The sequence below is a fragment of the Nonomuraea sp. NPDC047529 genome (assembly GCF_040642995.1).
In the GTDB taxonomy this organism is placed as follows: Bacteria; Actinomycetota; Actinomycetes; order Streptosporangiales; family Streptosporangiaceae; genus Nonomuraea.
Window position 1 is genome coordinate 1 of record NZ_JBEYTJ010000070.1, and the last position, 16,049, is coordinate 16,049.

The 16,049-nt window shown below is 74.6% G+C and carries 12 protein-coding genes; 8 read left to right on the plus strand and 4 right to left on the minus strand.

The annotated features are described in order from the left end of the window. The 8 genes from ABZ815_RS50835 to ABZ815_RS50870 form a co-directional block, all read left to right on the plus strand. Positions 1-1,142 (plus strand): response regulator (locus tag ABZ815_RS50835; protein ID WP_357710214.1); only part of this gene is annotated, 1,142 nt, incomplete at its 5' end. Between the two features lie 25 nt (positions 1,143-1,167). Beyond that, the gene (locus ABZ815_RS50840; protein WP_357710217.1) at positions 1,168-3,516 is read left to right on the plus strand and encodes a SpoIIE family protein phosphatase; all 2,349 of its coding nucleotides are present in this window, start codon (positions 1,168-1,170) and stop codon (positions 3,514-3,516) included. A gap of 126 nt (positions 3,517-3,642) precedes the next feature. Further along, a complete protein-coding gene (locus ABZ815_RS50845; protein WP_357710220.1) occupies positions 3,643-4,143 on the plus strand; it encodes an ATP-binding protein in 501 nt (166 codons plus the stop codon). 50 nt (positions 4,144-4,193) lie between these two features. Next, positions 4,194-4,538, plus strand: a complete 345-nt coding sequence (locus tag ABZ815_RS50850) for a YciI family protein (protein WP_357710289.1) — start codon at positions 4,194-4,196, stop codon at positions 4,536-4,538. Then, positions 4,535-5,761, plus strand: a complete 1,227-nt coding sequence (locus tag ABZ815_RS50855) for a sigma-70 family RNA polymerase sigma factor (RefSeq protein ID WP_357710222.1) — start codon at positions 4,535-4,537, stop codon at positions 5,759-5,761. Before ABZ815_RS50850 ends, ABZ815_RS50855 begins: the two co-directional genes overlap by 4 nt. Before the next feature lie 31 nt (positions 5,762-5,792). Next, positions 5,793-6,380, plus strand: coding sequence for a helix-turn-helix domain-containing protein (locus ABZ815_RS50860; RefSeq protein WP_357710225.1), 588 nt, complete (start codon positions 5,793-5,795; stop codon positions 6,378-6,380). Position 6,381: 1 nt separating this feature from the next. After that, on the plus strand, positions 6,382-7,116 hold the full coding sequence (locus tag ABZ815_RS50865) for an SRPBCC domain-containing protein (protein WP_357710228.1): 735 nt from the start codon (positions 6,382-6,384) through the stop codon (positions 7,114-7,116). Between the two features lie 7 nt (positions 7,117-7,123). Beyond that, positions 7,124-7,606, plus strand: coding sequence for a metallophosphoesterase family protein (locus ABZ815_RS50870; protein ID WP_357710231.1), 483 nt, complete (start codon positions 7,124-7,126; stop codon positions 7,604-7,606). Here the strand turns inward: ABZ815_RS50870 and ABZ815_RS50875 are convergent. From ABZ815_RS50875 to add, 4 genes are all read right to left on the minus strand, one after another. Continuing rightward, the gene (locus ABZ815_RS50875) at positions 7,599-9,692 is read right to left on the minus strand and encodes a molybdopterin-dependent oxidoreductase (RefSeq protein ID WP_357710234.1); all 2,094 of its coding nucleotides are present in this window, start codon (positions 9,690-9,692) and stop codon (positions 7,599-7,601) included. The genes ABZ815_RS50870 and ABZ815_RS50875 overlap by 8 nt on opposite strands. Before the next feature lie 93 nt (positions 9,693-9,785). Continuing rightward, entirely contained in the window at positions 9,786-11,081 is a 1,296-nt protein-coding gene (locus tag ABZ815_RS50880; protein WP_357710292.1) for a M1 family metallopeptidase, read from the minus strand. Beyond that, complete coding sequence (locus ABZ815_RS50885) at positions 11,078-14,863, minus strand: Pls/PosA family non-ribosomal peptide synthetase (RefSeq protein ID WP_357710236.1); 3,786 nt, start codon at positions 14,861-14,863, stop codon at positions 11,078-11,080. The genes ABZ815_RS50880 and ABZ815_RS50885 overlap by 4 nt, the downstream gene beginning before the upstream one ends. Positions 14,864-15,102: 239 nt before the next feature. Then, the gene (gene add / locus ABZ815_RS50890) at positions 15,103-16,041 is read right to left on the minus strand and encodes an adenosine deaminase (protein ID WP_357710239.1); all 939 of its coding nucleotides are present in this window, start codon (positions 16,039-16,041) and stop codon (positions 15,103-15,105) included. Positions 16,042-16,049 lie beyond the last annotated feature (8 nt).

Consider the following 16,049-nt stretch of genomic DNA (forward strand, 5'->3'; position numbering starts at 1 on the left):
AAGCCATCTTCGGCGCGTTCCAGCAGGCCGACGGCACCACCAGCCGCAAGTACGGCGGCACCGGCCTCGGCCTGTCCATCAGCCGGGAGATCGCCCACCTGCTCGGCGGCGCGATCGCGGCGCAGAGCACCCCGGGCCAGGGCAGCGTCTTCACCCTCTACCTGCCGATCGCCCGGCCGGACTTCGTCGGGCTCTCCCCGAAGAAGCTCCTGGCCGACCCCTCGATCCTCGTCGGGGCCGCTCCCGCCACCATGCCCGAGCCGAACGCGGCCGCCCCGGCCAGGTCGCACCAGCCGCAGCCGCGCCGCCTGCTGGTGATCGAGGAACGCCCGCAGGGACTGCTGTCGCACGTGGCCGAGAGCGTGGTGACGGAGCTGGCGCCGGGCAGTGACGAGACGATCGAGATCGTCACGGCCGCCGGGGCGCAGGAGGCCGCGGCCACCCTCGCCGCCGACCCCTGCCACTGCATCGTGCTCGACCTCGACCTGCCCGACCAGAGCGCCTACCGCCTGCTGGAGGCCATGGACGGCGACCAGGCCCTGAACTCGGTGCCGGTCCTGGCCTACAACAACTGGCGGGCCAGCTCCCAGCAGGCGGCGCCGTTGCAGGCCCGTGAGGGCGGGCAGCCGCTGGAGCTGCTGTCCAGCCTCGACGAGCTGCGCGAGCGCATCGCCCTGCACCTGACCGCCGACCAGCCCGGCGACGTGCTGCCGCTGATCAGGGCCGGGAACGTCAACCAGCTCGCCGGAGCCGAGATCGACACGTCGCTGACGGGCCGGACCGTGCTGATCGTCGACGACGACGCGCGCAACCTGTTCGCCCTGACCAGCATGCTGGAGGTGCACGGCATCGACGTGCTGCACGCCGAGGACGGCCGCAAGGGCATCGACACGCTCGTCGCCCACCCGCGGATCGACCTGGTGCTGATGGACGTGATGATGCCGGAGATGGACGGCTACACCGCCACCGCCCGCATCCGGACGATGCCGCAGTACGCCGACCTGCCCATCATCGCGGTCACGGCCAAGGCGATGCCCGGAGACCAGGAGAAGGCACTGGCCGCCGGCGCGAGCGACTACGTGACCAAGCCGGTCGAGGCCGACCATCTGGTCGAGCGCATCCGCCACTGGCTCGGCGCCTGACCCGTCCCCCCCGAGGAGCAACGCAGTGCACCACCTGCACGATCCGGCGGCCGCCGTACCGCCGGAGCGTATCGAGCCGCCCAATCTCGGCCGCCTGGCCGCGACGGTCGACCGCCTGCACAGCCAGATCCTGGAGGCCCAGCGGGCCGCCGAGGGCCGCGCCCTGGTCGAGGTGGCCAAGGGCGTGCTGGTCGAGCGCCTGCAGTGCAGCCTGTCCGCCGCCGCCAGGCAGCTCGCCACCCTGGCCGACCAGGCGGGGGTGACGCAGCTGGAACTGGCCGCCGACATCATCAACCAGGCCGCCCACGACCGCATCAGCGAGACCGCGCGCGACTTCCTGAGCTCGGCCCGCGCCGATGAGTCCGCGGAGGTGGCGGTGCGGCTGCGTACCGCCGAGAACGGGGTGCTGACCGCCACCGACGCGCAGGCCGTGGCGCAGTCGCTGCTGGAGCAGGCCCTGTCCGCGCTGGGCGCGACGACGGTCGCCATCTGGGAGGCCGGGCCGGACGCGTCGCTCACCCTGGCCGGCTACGCGGGGCTGGCCGACGAGGAGGCCCGGCGCTGGCGTTACGTGCCGCCGGGCGTGGCCACGCCGGCCCGCCGCGCGCTGCTGGCCCGCGGCACGGTGTGGCTGGACGACCTGACCGCCGTCGGCCTGCCCTCGATCGGGCAGCGCCAGACGTCCGGCGCGCGGGCGACCGCGCCGGCCGGGACGGGCGGCCGCATCCTGGGCGTGCTGGAGATCGGCTGGCCGCACGCCATGCCGCGGCCCGACCCGCGGGTCATCAAGCAGATCGAGGTGCTGGCCGACCTGTGCGCCCACACCTTCGAGACCGCCGACCAGGCCGCCCACGAGCCGCAGGTCCTGCCCGAGCTGATCGACCTGGCCGACGCGCTGCCGGACGCGGCCCTGGTGCTGCGCCCGCAACTGGGCACCGAGGGCCGGCTGACCGACTTCCGCATCGTGCACGCCAACCCCCGCTTCCTCGACCCGGCCGGACGGCCGCGCGGCGAGGTCGTCGGGAGCCTGTTCCTGGAGGCGTACCCGCTGGCAGCCGAGGAGGGCGCGCTGCTGGCCAGGATCGAGCACGTGCACGCCACGGGCGAGACGTTCAGGGCCGAGAAGATGGCGATCACGGCCCTGGTGGACCAGATCCCGTTGCACACCGTCGCCGGCATCGCGATCATCCGGCTCGGCGACGGCGTGCTGCTCATCTGGCGGCTGCAGGACCAGGACGCCCAGCTCGCCAACCTGCTCCAGCACGCCCAGCGCCTCGGGCGCATCGGCGGCTTCGAGGAGAACCTGCTCACCGGCGAGATCGTCTGGAGCGCCCAGCTCCACGACCTGTACGGGATGTCCGCCGACGAGCCGCCCATCCCGCTCGAACGCCTGGCCACGCACGCCCACCCCGATGACGCCGTGGCCATCGGCCGGTTCGTCCGGGCCGTGCTGCACCATCGCCGTCCGGCCTCCACCGCCTACCGGCTCCAGCGGTCCGACGGCACCGTACGGCACATCAGGGTCGTCGCCGAGCCCGTCTTCGACGACAGCGGCCTGCTGCTGGCCATCCGCGGCGCCTACCAGGACATCTCATCCCAGCACTGGACAGAGGTGGCCCTGGCCGCCACCCGCGACCAGCTCGCCCACACCGAGCAGCAGGCCGCCGAGCGCAACCGGCTGGCCCTGCAGCTCCAGCAGGCGATCATGCCGCCGAGCCGGGAGCCGCTGGAGGCGTTCGACCTGCAGATCGCCGTGCGCTACCGTCCGGCCGAGAAGGAGCACCTGGTCGGCGGCGACTGGTACGACGCGGTCGTGCTGCCCACCAAGCAGATCCTGCTGTCGGTCGGCGACGTGGCCGGGCACGGCATCGAGGCGGCCACCGGCATGGTCGTGCTGCGCAACGCGCTGCGCGGCCTGGCCGCCACGGGCGCCGGGCCGGGCCAGCTCCTGACCTGGCTCAACCTGGTCGCCCACCACCTGACCGCGAACGTCACAGCCACCGCCATCTGCGCGCTGTTCGACCCCCGCACGCGCGTGCTGCGCTACGCCAGGGCCGGGCACCTGCCGCCCATCCTGGTCCGCGACGGTCAGGCCAGGGAGCTCGACATGACCAAGGGCCTGCTGCTCGGGGCGGTCGCCGAGGCCGACTACGAGGAGACGCACCTCCAGCTCGCCTCCGACGACATCCTGCTCATGTACACCGACGGCCTGATCGAACGGCGGGACGTCAACCTGCACGAGTCCCAGCAGCGGCTCCTGGACGTCGCCCGCCAGCCCGCGGCCACCCTGGAGCAACGCCTCGACCACCTCCTCACGCACAGCAACTCCGACACCGACGACGACACGTGCATCATCGGCGCCCGCCTCCAGTGACCGTCCTCTTCGAGGCCGGGCCACGGGACACCGATCCCGCGAGTTTGCCGGGCCTCCGCCCGGTAAGCATCGAGAGCCGGGTGACCCGCCACGCCACACCCAGGCAGGACTGATCAGACCATGGCCATGGAACCGGAGCTACGCTGTCCCATCAGCACCGACCTCGACGGCATCCGCCGCCTCGTACGCGAGCACGCCGGCCGCGGCGGGCTGTCCGGTGAGCCCCTGGACAACTTCGTGCTGGCGGTCAACGAGGCGGTCACCAACGTCCTCGACCACGGCGGCGGCACCGGCACCGTGGTGGGCCTCGACGAGCCCGGCGGCGTCACCGTGGAGGTCGCGGACGACGCCGGCCTGCTCAGCGCCGCCCACCTGGCCGCGGCCGAACACGGCCGCGCGCACACGGCGGGGTTCGGCTTCGGCCTGTGGCTGATCCAGCACCTGTGCGACCAGGTCGAACTCGACCAGAGCCCGCAGGGCAGCCGGTTACGCCTGCACATGGACGTCCGGGCCGCGCACCCCCCGCAACCGGTCCTCCCCGTCCCGGACGAACAACCGCCCGTCCCCTTCGTCCCGCGCGCCGCCGGCCCGGCGCGGACCGTCCTGCCGCCGGCCGAACCCGCCTAGCCTGACCCGGCCGGAATCCCCGGAACCCTAGGATGAGGCAGGTGAAATACATGCTGCTCATCTACAGCAACCCGGCCGCCCAGCAGGCCGTGGCCGACGGCTTCGACCAGGTCATGGCCGAGGTCGACGCGCTCATGGCGGAGCTGGAGGCCAACGGCGAGCTGGCCGGCGGCCAGGCGCTGGGCGACCCGGCCTCCTCCAAGACCGTGACGGTGCGCAACGGCGTGCCCGCCGTCACCGACGGCCCGTTCCTGGAGGCCAAGGAGTACCTGGCGGGTTATCTGATCGTCGACTGCGCGAGCGTCGAGCGGGCCACCGAGATCGCCGCGCGCTGGCCGGACGCTCGGCTGTGCGCCATGGAGGTGCGGCCGATCATCGACGAGGTGGCGGAGTGATCGAAGGGCTGCTGCGCGAGCTGGCGCCGCAGGTGCTCGGCGTGCTCGTGCGCCGTTACGAGCAGTTCGACGCCTGCGAGGACGCCGTCCAGGAAGCCCTCCTGGACGCCGCCGTGCAGTGGCCCGACCAAGGCGTGCCGGACAACCCGCGGGCCTGGCTGATCACGGTCGCCTCCCGGCGGGTCATCGACCATTTCCGCAGTGAGAGCGCGCGCCGGCGGCGGGAGGAGAGCGCGGCGGCCGCCGCCCCGGCCGACGAGTTCGTCGAGCCAGCGCCGGGCGAGGAGCGCACGCCGGCCGGCGACGACACGCTGACGCTGCTGTTCCTGTGCTGCCATCCGTCGCTGTCGGAGCCCTCGCAGCTCGCGCTCACGCTGCGGGCCGTGGGCGGCCTGACCACTGCCCAGATCGCGGCGGCGTTCCTGGTGCCGGAGGCGACGATGGCCCAGCGCATCAGCCGGGCCAAGCAGCGCATCAGGTCCACGGGGGTGGCGTTCGGGCCGCCGCCGGAGCAGGAGCGGGCCGAGCGGCTGCGCGTGGTGCTGCACGTGCTCTACCTGATCTTCAACGAGGGTTACACCGCCACCTCCGGGCCCGACCTGCAGCGGCCCGAGCTGACCGCCGAGGCGATCAGGCTGGCCCGGCTCGTCCGCCGGCTGCTGCCCGACGACGGCGAGGTCGCCGGGCTGCTGGCGCTCATGCTGCTGACCGAGGCGCGGCGGGCGGCGCGTACCGGGCCGGGCGGGTCGCTGGTCCCGCTCGCCGAGCAGGACCGCTCGCTGTGGGACCGGCGGCTCGTCGAGGAGGGCGTCGAGCTGGTCAGCAAGGCGCTGGCCACCAGCGTCCTCGGCCCGTACCAGTTGCAGGCGGCGATTGCGGCCGTGCACGACGAGGCGCCCACGTCCGCCGAGACCGACTGGCCGCAGATCCTGGCTCTCTACGGCGTGCTGGCCGGCCTGGAGGACAACCCGGTGGTCCGGCTCAACCAGGCCGTGGCCGCCGCCATGGTGCACGGCCCGCGGGCCGGGCTCGACCTGCTCGACGGCCTGGCCGCCGACGACCGGCTCTCGGGGCACCACCGGCTGGCCTCGGTACGCGCCCACCTGCTGGAGTTGGAGGGCGACACCGAGGGGGCGGCGCTGGCCTTCCGCGAGGCGGCCCGGCGTACGCTCAGCCTGCCTGAGCAGCGCTATCTGGAGGGCAAGGCCGCCCGGCTGGCTTGACAACGATTTTTTTCGGTGCGATCGTTCAGGCATGCACGAAGTGGCAGTGATCGAAGACGCGGCGGCCGCGGAGGCGTCGCTCGACCCGATGCGATCGAAGTTGCTGGCCGAGCTCGTCGAGCCGGGCTCTGCCACCTCCCTGGCCGCCAAGGTGGGCCTGGCCCGCCAGAAGGTCAACTACCACCTGCGTACCCTCGAACGCCACGGGCTGGTCGAGCTGGTCGAGGAGCGCAGGAAGGGCAACGTCACCGAGCGCGTGATGCAGGCCACGGCCGCCTCCTTCGTGATCTCCCCCACCGCGCTGGCCTCGGTGCAGCCCGATCCCGCCCGGTCTCCCGACCGGCTGTCGGCGCGCTGGCTGCTGGCCCTGGCGGCGCAGCTCGTCCGCGACGTCGGCACGCTGATCACCGGCGCGGCCAAGGCGCAGAAGAAGGTGGCCACGTTCGCCATCGACGGCGAGGTGCGCTTCGCCTCGGCCGCCGACCGGGCCGCGTTCGCCGAGGAGCTGGCGCAGTGCGTGACGTCGCTGGTCAGCAAATATCATGACGAATCCGCGGAAGGCGGGCGGGATCATCGGCTGATCGTCGCCGTGCACCCGTCCGTGAAGAAGGGCTCCTGAGGTGGGGCACGAGTTCGAGATCCCCCTCGACTCCCTGGTCGAGGCGACGCCCGAGCAGGTGTGGGAGGCCATCACCACCGGGCCCGGCATCGACTCGTGGTTCATGGGCCGCAACGAGGTCGAGGGCGGCGCCATCCGCACCGCTTTCGCCGGGGTCGAGCTGCCCGAGTCCAGGGTGACCGCCGAGGAGCCGCTCAAGCGCTTCGCCCATTCCGGCGTCCCCGGCCCCGACGGCCGGTTCGTGGCCTACGAGTTCCTGCTGGAGGCCCGCGGCCAGGGCAGCACCCTGGTCCGCATGGTCACCAGCGGCTTCCTGCCCGGCGACGACTGGGAGCAGGAGTACGAGGCGATGTCCACGGGCGTGGCCCTGTTCTTCGCGACGCTGACGGAGTACCTCGGCCACTTCGCCGGCCGGGCCGCGACCCCGCTCACCGAGCCGGGCCCGCCGGTGAGCGACTGGCCGCGCGCCTGGCGGTCCCTCCACGCCGCCCTCGGCGGCACCCCCGAGCCCGGCGACGCCGTCCGGATCACGCCGCCCGGCCTGCCGCCGGTCGAGGGCGTGGTCTACTTCCGCAACGCCCAGTCCGTCGGCATCCGCACGTCCGACGCCCTCTACCGGTTCGTCCAGGGCATGGGCGGCAGCATGCTCGCCATGCACCTGCTGTTCGGCGACCCCACGGGCCAGGCCGCGGCCTGGCGGTCCTGGCTGGAGGATGCGCACCCGGAACGGGCATGACTTCCGGATGAACCTGGTGGCACTGTCCGACACCCACGCGCCCGCCCGGTGGCGCTCCTGCCCGCCCCGGGTGGCCGAGCACCTGCGTACGGCCGACGTCATCCTGCACGCGGGCGACGTCTGCGTCCGCGCGGTGCTCGACGAGCTGGCCGCCTACGCCCCGGTGCACGTGGTGAAGGGCAACAACGACGGCCCCGACGTGGTGGCGCCGGAGACGCTGGAGCTGACCCTGGAGGGCCTGCGGATCGGGATGATCCACGACAGCGGACCCGCCAAGGGCCGCCTGGCCCGCCTGCGCCGCCGCTTCCCCGAGGCCGCCCTGGTGGTCTTCGGCCATTCGCACATCCCGCTCGACGAGTCGGGCGACGGCCTGCGCATCTTCAACCCGGGCTCCCCCACCGACCGCCGCCGCCAGCCGCACGGCACCCTCGGCCTGCTGACCGTCCAGGACGGCGTGCTGACCCGCGCGGAGATCGTCCCGGTCACCTGAGCGGCTCGACGGTGACGGGGACGCCGTTGAGCGCCGCCGTGCCGGTGAGCTCGTCCAGGCGGGCGGGGTCGGTGAGGTCGTTGGCGCTGGCGCCGCCGAGCGTGGAGGCGACCGACAGCAGCACGCCCGGCCGGTCGTGGCCGTAGCCGTGGGGCAGGCTGACGACGCCGGGCATGACGTCCTCGCTCGCGCCGACCTCGACCGTCACCTCGCCGCTGCGGGAGCGCACCCGGACCGGCGCGCCGTCGGTGAGGCCGCGGGCGCGCAGGTCGTCGGGGTGCATGAGCAGGTGGTGGCGGGGCCGTCCCTTGGCCAGTCTGGCGGAGTTGTGCAGCCAGGAGTTGTCGTCGCGCAGGTGACGGCGGCCGATCAGCAGCAGCCCGGCGGAGGCGGGGGCCAGGAGTTCGGCGCGGGCGCGGGCGAGGCCGTCGAGCAGGACGGGCGGCGCTGCCTGGACGCGGCGGCCCGGCGTGCGCAGCCGGCCCGGCAGGCTGGGCTTGAGCGGGCCCAGGTCCAGCCCGTGCGGGTGACGGCGCAGCCGCGCCACGCTCAGCCGGTACGGCCCCGCCCGCAATCCGAGGTCCACGATCCGCTCCGGAGAGAGCCGCAGCATGAACCGGTCGGCCGGTGAGCCGGCGCGGACCAGGCGGCGGTAGCGGCGGGCCAGCTCGCGCAGGATCTCCCAGTCGTGCCGGGCACCGGGCGTCCTGGGCAGCACGGCCGGGGTGTAGCGGGCGTGGTCGCGGACCGCGACCAGGTTGAAGACGAGGTCGTAGTGGTCGCGTTCGAGCAGGTCGGTGGGCGGGAGGATGACGTCGGCGTGCCGGGTGGTCTCGTTGACGTAGAAGTCGAGGCTGACCATGAAGTCCAGCCCGGCCAGGGCGCGCGACAGCTCGTGCCCGCCGGGGGCCGAGCGCACCGGGTTCCCGGCGATGGTCACCAGCGTCCGCACCTGCCCTTCGCCGGGCGTGCCGATCTCCTCGGCGAGCGCCGCGGCGGGCAGCTCACCACCGAACTCCGGCAGGCCGCGCACCCGGCTGCGCCACCTGCCCTCGTGGCCGGGGTCGATCAGACGGTTGCGCACCGGGTCGACGGCCGGCCTGCACATCAGCGTGCCGCCGGGCCGGTCGAGGTTGCCGGTGACCAGGTTCAGCAGCTGGATCCCCCACTGGCACAGCGTGCCGAACCGCTGGGTGGACACGCCGATCCGGCCGTAGGCGGCGGCGCTGGGGGCGGCGGCGAACTCGGCCGCGGTCCGGGTGATCACCTCGGCCGGTACGCCGGTCACCGCCGCGGCCCGCTCCGGCGTGAACGCCGCCAGCGCCGGCGCCAGCCGGTCGAGCCCGTCCACGTAGGGCGCGGGACGGGCCGCGCCCCCGTCGATGATCAGGGCGACCATGGCCAGGATGAGCGCGGCGTCGGTGCCGGGGCGGACGAAGTGGTGCTCGTCGGCCAGCCGGGCGGTCTCCGTGCGGCGCGGGTCGAACAGCACCATCCGGCCGCTGCGGGCGCGCAGCTCGCGGATGCGCCGGACGACGCCGGGCGCGCTCATCACGCTGCCGTTGGAGACGGCCGGGTTGGCGCCGAAGGTCAGGAAGTAGGCGGTGCGGTCGATGTCGGGCACGGGGAGCAGCCATTGGCTGCCGTACAGGTGGCGGGCGACGTACTGGTGCGGGAGCTGGTCGAGGGAGGCGGCGGAGTAGCGGTTGCGGGTGCCCAGCAGGCGGGCGAACGGCGGCGCGTGCGTCAGCGCGCCCAGGCTGTGGACCACCGGGTTGCCCAGGTAGACGGCCACGGCGTCGGCGCCGTGCACGAGACGGGTGCCGGCCAGCCGGGCGGCGACCAGGTCGAACGCGTCCGGCCAGGGGATCTCGCGCCAGCCGCCGGAGGTGCGGACCACGGGACGGCGCAGCCGGTCGGGATCCTCGCGCACGTCCTGCAGAGCCACCGCCTTCGGGCACAGGTGGCCTGCCGACAGCGGGTCGTCCTCGTCGCCGCGGATGCCGGTGATCCGGTCGCCGTCGAGGTCGACGCGGAGGCCGCACATGGCCTCGCACAGGTTGCAGGTAGCGAGCCGGGTCACCATGTGACCAGGCTATGAGCGGACGCGCCCGTCCCCGAGACGCCACCCCGGCGACCGTCCGACCAGGTAGGCGCGGTGTGCGCGGCTCGGGGCCGGTCAGGCGCCGCGGTCGCGGGTCAGCGCGCCGCCCGCCATCGGGGGCAGGGGGCGGTCGCGCAGCCACGCCGTCAGCAGCGCGGCCGCCGGGACGTGCCGCTCGGCGTGGGCGGCGAACTCCTCGGTGGTGACGCTGCCGTGCCGGCGGCTGTCGGCCCAGGAGCGCAGGAGGGCGAAGAACGCCTGGTCACCGGCGGCCCGGCGCAGGGCGTGCAGGGTCAGCGCGCCGCGCTTGTAGACGCGGTCGTCGAACAGCGCGGCCGGGCCCGGGTCGGCCAGCGCGAAGTCCTGCGGCAGCGCGGCGAGCCTGCGGTGCCAGCGCAGCGCGTGCTCGTCGGCGAGCGGGCCGCCCGACCGCTCCGACCACAACCACTCCGCGTAGGTGGCGAAGCCCTCCTGGAGCCAGATGTCGGACCAGCGGGCCACGGTGAGGCTGTTGCCGAACCACTGGTGCGCCAGCTCGTGCGCGACCAGCCGCTCGCAACCGCGGGCGCCGTCGACGTGGTTCCTGCCGAAGATCGACATGCCCTGCGCCTCGACCGGGATGTCCAGGTCGTCGTCGGCCACGACGACGGTGTAGCCGCTGAACGGGTAGGGCCCGAACAGCTCGCCGAACAGCGCCATCATCTCGCCCTGCCGGCCGAAGTCGTGCCGGACGCGGGCGGCCAGCCGCGCGGGATGGGCCAGCCGCGTCCCGGCCGCCTCCGAGAGCTGGTAGCGCCCGATCTGCACACTGGCCAGGTACGTCGCCATCGGCTCGGCCTGCTCGTAGACCCACGTGGTGGTCCCGGCCGTCCGCTGCCTGGAGGTGAGCACGCCGTTCGCGATCACCTGGTACGCCGGCGACGTCGTCACCGAGATCCGGTAGGGCGCCTTGTCGTCCGGCCGGTCGTTGCACGGGAACCAGGAGGGCGCGCCGATCGGCTGGCCGGCCACGATCGCGCCGTCGGTCAGCTCCTCCCAGCCGAGCCCGCCCCACGGGCTGCGGACCGGCACGGGCGTGCCCGCGTACCGCACCTCGACGACGGTCCGGTCCCCGGCGGCCAGCGGCCTGGGCAGGCTGAGGCGCAGCTTGCCCTGGCCGTGGGTGTGGCGGGCGGCCCGGCCGTCCACGGCGACGCCCGAGACGCGGAAGTGGCCGAGGTCGAGGCCCAGGTCGCCGAGCGGCTCGACGGCCGAGACCGTCAGGCGGGCCGTGCCGTCGAGCCGGTTGGCCGCGACCCGGTAGTGCAGCGCCAGATCGTAGTGCTCGACCGCGTACCGGTGGTCGCCGTGCCCCGGGAAGTACGGCGTCATCGCCACGCCGAGACGGGATTGCCGAACCACCGGCCGCCGCCGGGCAGCGCCTCGCCGCGCATGACCAGGGACGCCGGCCCGACCGTCGTGCCCGCGCCCACCCGCGCGGCCGGCAGGACGACGCCATGGGGGCCGAGCGTCGCGCCGGCCTCCAGCGTCACGGTGTCGATGCTCATGACCCGGTCGTGGAACAGGTGCGTCTGCAGCACGCACCCCCGGTTGACGCACGCGCCGTCGCCCAGTGTCACCAGATCCGCCTCCGGCAGCCAGTACGTCTCGCACGTGACCCCACGCCCGATGCGTGCCCCGAGGGAGCGCAGCCACACGTTCAGCGGGGCGGTCCCCAGCCACGGCTGGGCGAACCAGGGCGCCGCCAGCACCTCGACGAAGTTGTCCGCCAGCTCGTTGCGCCACACGAACGAGCTCCACAGCGGCCTGTTCCCGGCCGAGATGCGACCGACCAGCGCCCATTTGGCGGCCGTCGCGACGGCCGCGGCGAGCACCCCGGCGGCCAGCACGACCAGGCCGCCCAGCGCGGCGGCGACGGCGAAGCCGTACCCGGCGGCGAGCCACTCGAAGGCCGCCACGGCCAGGACGGCCAGCGCGACCACGCCCATCGCGGGCACCACCCGGCACAACTCGACCAGCGCCCGCGCCGCCCTGAACCGCGCGGGCGGGTCGTAGGTCCTGCTGCGGTCAGCCTCCTCGGCGGTCCTGCGCAGCTTCATGGGCGGCATGCCCACGTACGAGGAGCCCGACTTGGCCTTCTTGGGCGTCGCCGACAGCACGCCGACCAGGCCGTCCTTGGGCACCTTGCGGCCGGGGGCGGTCATCCCCGAGTTGCCGAGGAAGGCGCGCTTGCCGATCCGCGCCGAGGCCAGGCGCATCCAGCCGCCGTCCAGCTCGTACGGGGCCACCATGGTGTCGTCGGCCAGGAACGCGTCGTCGCCGACGGAGGTCATCGTGGGCAGCGCGAGCACCGTGGACAGCTCGGCGCCGCGGCCCACCTTCATGCCGAGCGCCCGCAGCCACACCGGCGTCAGGACGCTGGCGTACAGCGGGAACAGCCACACCCGGGCCGAGGCCATCAGCCTGCCGGTGACCCACGCCTGCCAGGCCGGGCGGCTGTGCACCGGGTGGTGGCCCGGGTGCAGCCCGAGGCCGAGCAGCCGTACGCCGGCCAGCGTGACCAGGGCGAAGGCGGCCATCCCGGCGAGCGTGGCCAGGGGCACGGCGGGCAGGGCGGCGGCCAGCGCGCCGCCGAGCGTGGGCTCGTCCCCGGCGAAGGCGGCCAGGACGGCGAGCACGGCGCCGGCGGCGGCCACCGGGAGCAGGCTGAGCACGATCGCGCTCACCCCGTACAGCGCGACCCACGGGCGGGAGCGGGCGGCGCGCCCGGCCGGGCGGGAGCGCCGCGGCTTGCCCTGGCGGAAGGCCGGGACGCCGGCCCAGCGCTCGCCGGAGGGAACCGTCCCGGCGACCGCGGAACCGGGGGCGACCTGCGAGTTCTTGCCGACGCGCGCGCCGGGCAGCAGGGTCGCGCGGGAGCCGACCGTGGCGCCCGCGCCGATGCGGATCTCGCCGACGTGCAGTTGGTCGCCGTCGTACCAGTGGCCGGAGAGGTCGACCTCCTGCTCGACGGAGGCGCCCCTGCCCAGCCTGAGCAGGCCGGTGATCGGCGGAGGCGAGTGCAGGTCGGCGTCCGGGCCGACGGTGGCGCCGAGAAGCCGGGCGTACCAGGCCATCCACGGCGCACCGGCCAGGTCGGGGACGCCGAGCCGTTCGGCGAACCGCTCGGCGAACCACAGCCGCAGGTGCACGCCGCCGCCGCGCGGGTGGGCGCCGGGGCGGACGCCGCGCAGCAGCAGCCGGGCCACCGCCGCCGACAGGCCCATGCGTCCCATGGGGGTGACGAACGCCAGCGCGCCCAGCGTCACCCACCACCACGACAACGTCGGCGCCCACGGCGGGGCGAGCAGGTTGCCCAGGGCGGCCAGCGGCACGACCCAGCGCAGCGCGCCCACGGTGAGCAGCGGGATCATCAGCGCGGTCTGCGCCAGCGAGGCGCGCACGGGCATGGGGGCGGCCGCCTCGGCGTGCGCGGGGGCCCGCGTCCCGCCTCTGGAGGCCAGCAGCTCCGCCAGTCCGGCCAGGGTCGGGTGCGCGTAGACGTCGCCGACCGCCACGTCGGGGTGCGTGGCCCGCAGGGTGGAGACCAGGCGGGCGGCGGCCAGGCTGGTGCCGCCGTCGGCGAAGAAGTCCGATCCCGGCCCTTGCGGACGCACGCCGAGGATCTCGGTCCACTGCTCGGCCAGCAGCGCCTCGGCCGGGCTCAGGCCGGCGTCCGTCTGTGCCGGGCCGTCCAGCGGCCACGGGAGCGCGTCCCGGTCGATCTTGCCGGAGGTCCTGGTGGGCAGGGCGTCCACGGGGGCCAGGCGGGGCACGAGCGCGGCGGGCAGCGAGCCGGCCAGCAGTTCGCGGGCCTGTCCGGCGTCGAAGCCGGGCCCGGTCACGACGTAGCCGACGAGCACCTGGTGGCCGCCGCCCGCGGTCCGGACGGCCGCGGCCGCGCCGGTGACGCCGGGCAGCGCGTTCAGGGCGGCGTCCACCTCGCCGAGCTCGATCCGGCGTCCGCCCAGTTTCACTTGGTCGTCGGCGCGGCCGGCGAAGACTAGACCCTCGGGCTCGGCGCGGACGAGGTCGCCGCTGCGGTAGGCGCGCTCCCAGCCGAGGGACGGCAGGGGCGCGTACTTCTCGGCGTCCTTGGCCGGGTCGAGGTAGCGGGCCAGGCCGACGCCGCCGATGATCAGCTCGCCGGTCTCGCCCATGGCGACCGGCTCGCCCGCGCCGTCCACCACGGCCAGGTCCCAGCCGTCCAGGGGCAGCCCGATGCGTACGGGCCCCTCCCCCGTCAGCCGGGCCGCCGAGGCCACCACGGTCGCCTCGGTGGGCCCGTACGTGTTCCACACCTCGCGACCGGGCACGGCCAGCCGTTCGGCGAGCTCGGGCGGGCACGCCTCGCCGCCGAAGATGAGCAGGCGGATGCCGTCGAGGTGCGCGGCGGGCCAGAGCGCGGCCAGCGTCGGCACGGTGGAGACGGCGGTGACGCCCTGCTCGGCGAGCCAGGGGGCCAGGTCCATGCCGGTGCGCACCAGCGCCCTGGGGGCGGGCACCAGGCAGGCGCCGTGCCGCCAGGCCAGCCACATCTCCTCGCAGGAGGCGTCGAAGGCCACCGACAGCCCGGCCAGCACCCGGTCACCGGGGCCGAGCGGGCGGTCCTGGAGGAAGAGGCCGGCTTCGGCGTCGGCGAACGCGGCGGCCGAGCGGTGCGTCACCGCCACGCCCTTGGGCCTGCCGGTGGAGCCGGAGGTGAAGATGATCCAGGCATCGTCGTCCGGGGTGGGCCGCTCGGTGGCGGCCGCCTGCCGGGCCCGCATGGGCGGGCCGCCGTCGAGCACGGCGTCCACGGCGGCCTCGGCGAAGACGAGTTCGGCGCGTTCGTCCGGATCGTCGGCGTCCACGGGGACGTACGCGGCGCCGGCCGCCAGCACGGCGAGGATGGAGACGTACAGCTGGGCGGTGCCGGAGGCGATGCGCACGCCGACCCGGGAACCGTGCCCGACACCGGCCGCGGCGAGGTCGGCGGCGACCCGGTCGACCTCGGCGCGCAGCGACCGGTAGTCCAGGCACACGGTGCCGTCGTCCAGCGCGGGCGCCTCGGGGTGGCGGCGGGTGGTCTCGTCGAGGATGTCGATCAGTGTGCGGGGCGGCGAGGCCAGCATGCCCGCGGGATAGACCGCCGACGCGGTCCTGAGTCTTAAGTCTGCCGAGTCGGTGCGCAAACGCTGCTCCTTCGGTCGGGCGGTCGGCCCCGGCCCATCCATGCCGCGGCCTGCCACTGTCGTGGCGTTCGCGCCACCTCCGTTCGCAACGGTCGTGGATTCGCCAACTATTCCACGATGTGACGGAGATCGCCGCACCTGGCGGGCACGGGTCGGGGCGGGCGGGCCGGGGCGGCGGCTCAGTGGAGCCAGGCGTCGACGGCGGCCAGCAGGTCCGTCTTGAGCGGGTCGGGGGCGAAGGAGGCCCTGATCGAGGCGCGGGCCAGCTCGGCCAGGACGTCGTCGCCGTACCCGAAGACCTCGCGCAGCCGCTGGTACTCGTCGGCCAGGGCCGTCTCGCCGTCGGTGTTGACCGTGACCGCGAGCCCCGCCGCGCGCAGGCGCGGCAACGGGTGCTCGGCCAGCGACGGCACGAGCCCGAGCAGCACGTTCGACGTGGGACAGACCTCCAGCGGGACGCCGCGCTCGCGCACCTCGGCCACCAGCTCCGGGTCGTCCAGCACTCGGATGCCGTGGCCGAGCCGCTCGGTGCGGCCGAGGTCCAGCGCCTCGCGGATGCTCGCCGGCCCGGCCGCCTCGCCCGCGTGGTGCACCAGGTGCAGGCCCGCGTCCCCGGCCGCGGCGAACACCTCGGCGAACGGCGCGAGCGGGTACGCCTCGTCGCCCGCGAGCCCGAGGCCGATCACCTCGTCGTAGCGGGTGGCCAGCTCGTACGTCCGCCACAGCCGTTCCAGGGGCCGCCGCCTGGAGTGGTCCAGCAGCACCCTGGACTCGATGCCGTACCGTCTGCCCTCGGCCAGGCCGTCGAGCACCGCCTCCAGCGGCATCTCCGGCGCGCCCAGCCGCTCCCCGTGAGAGGCAGCGGTGAAGGTGACCTCGACGTAGCGGGTGCCCTGGGCGGCCTCGTCCTCGCAGAACTCCAGGGCGACGCGGCGGAAGTGCTCGGGGGTGCGCAGCAGGTCACGCACCTTGGCCCGTTGGTCGGCGAACTCACGGAAGCTCGTGAAGCTGCCCTCGGGCTCGGGCGGGCCGCCCAGCTCGCGCACGGTGCCGGGCCGTACGGTGCTCTCCAGGTGGACGTGCAGGTGTGCCTTGGGCAGCAGGTGGAGGTCTCTCACTCTCCGGG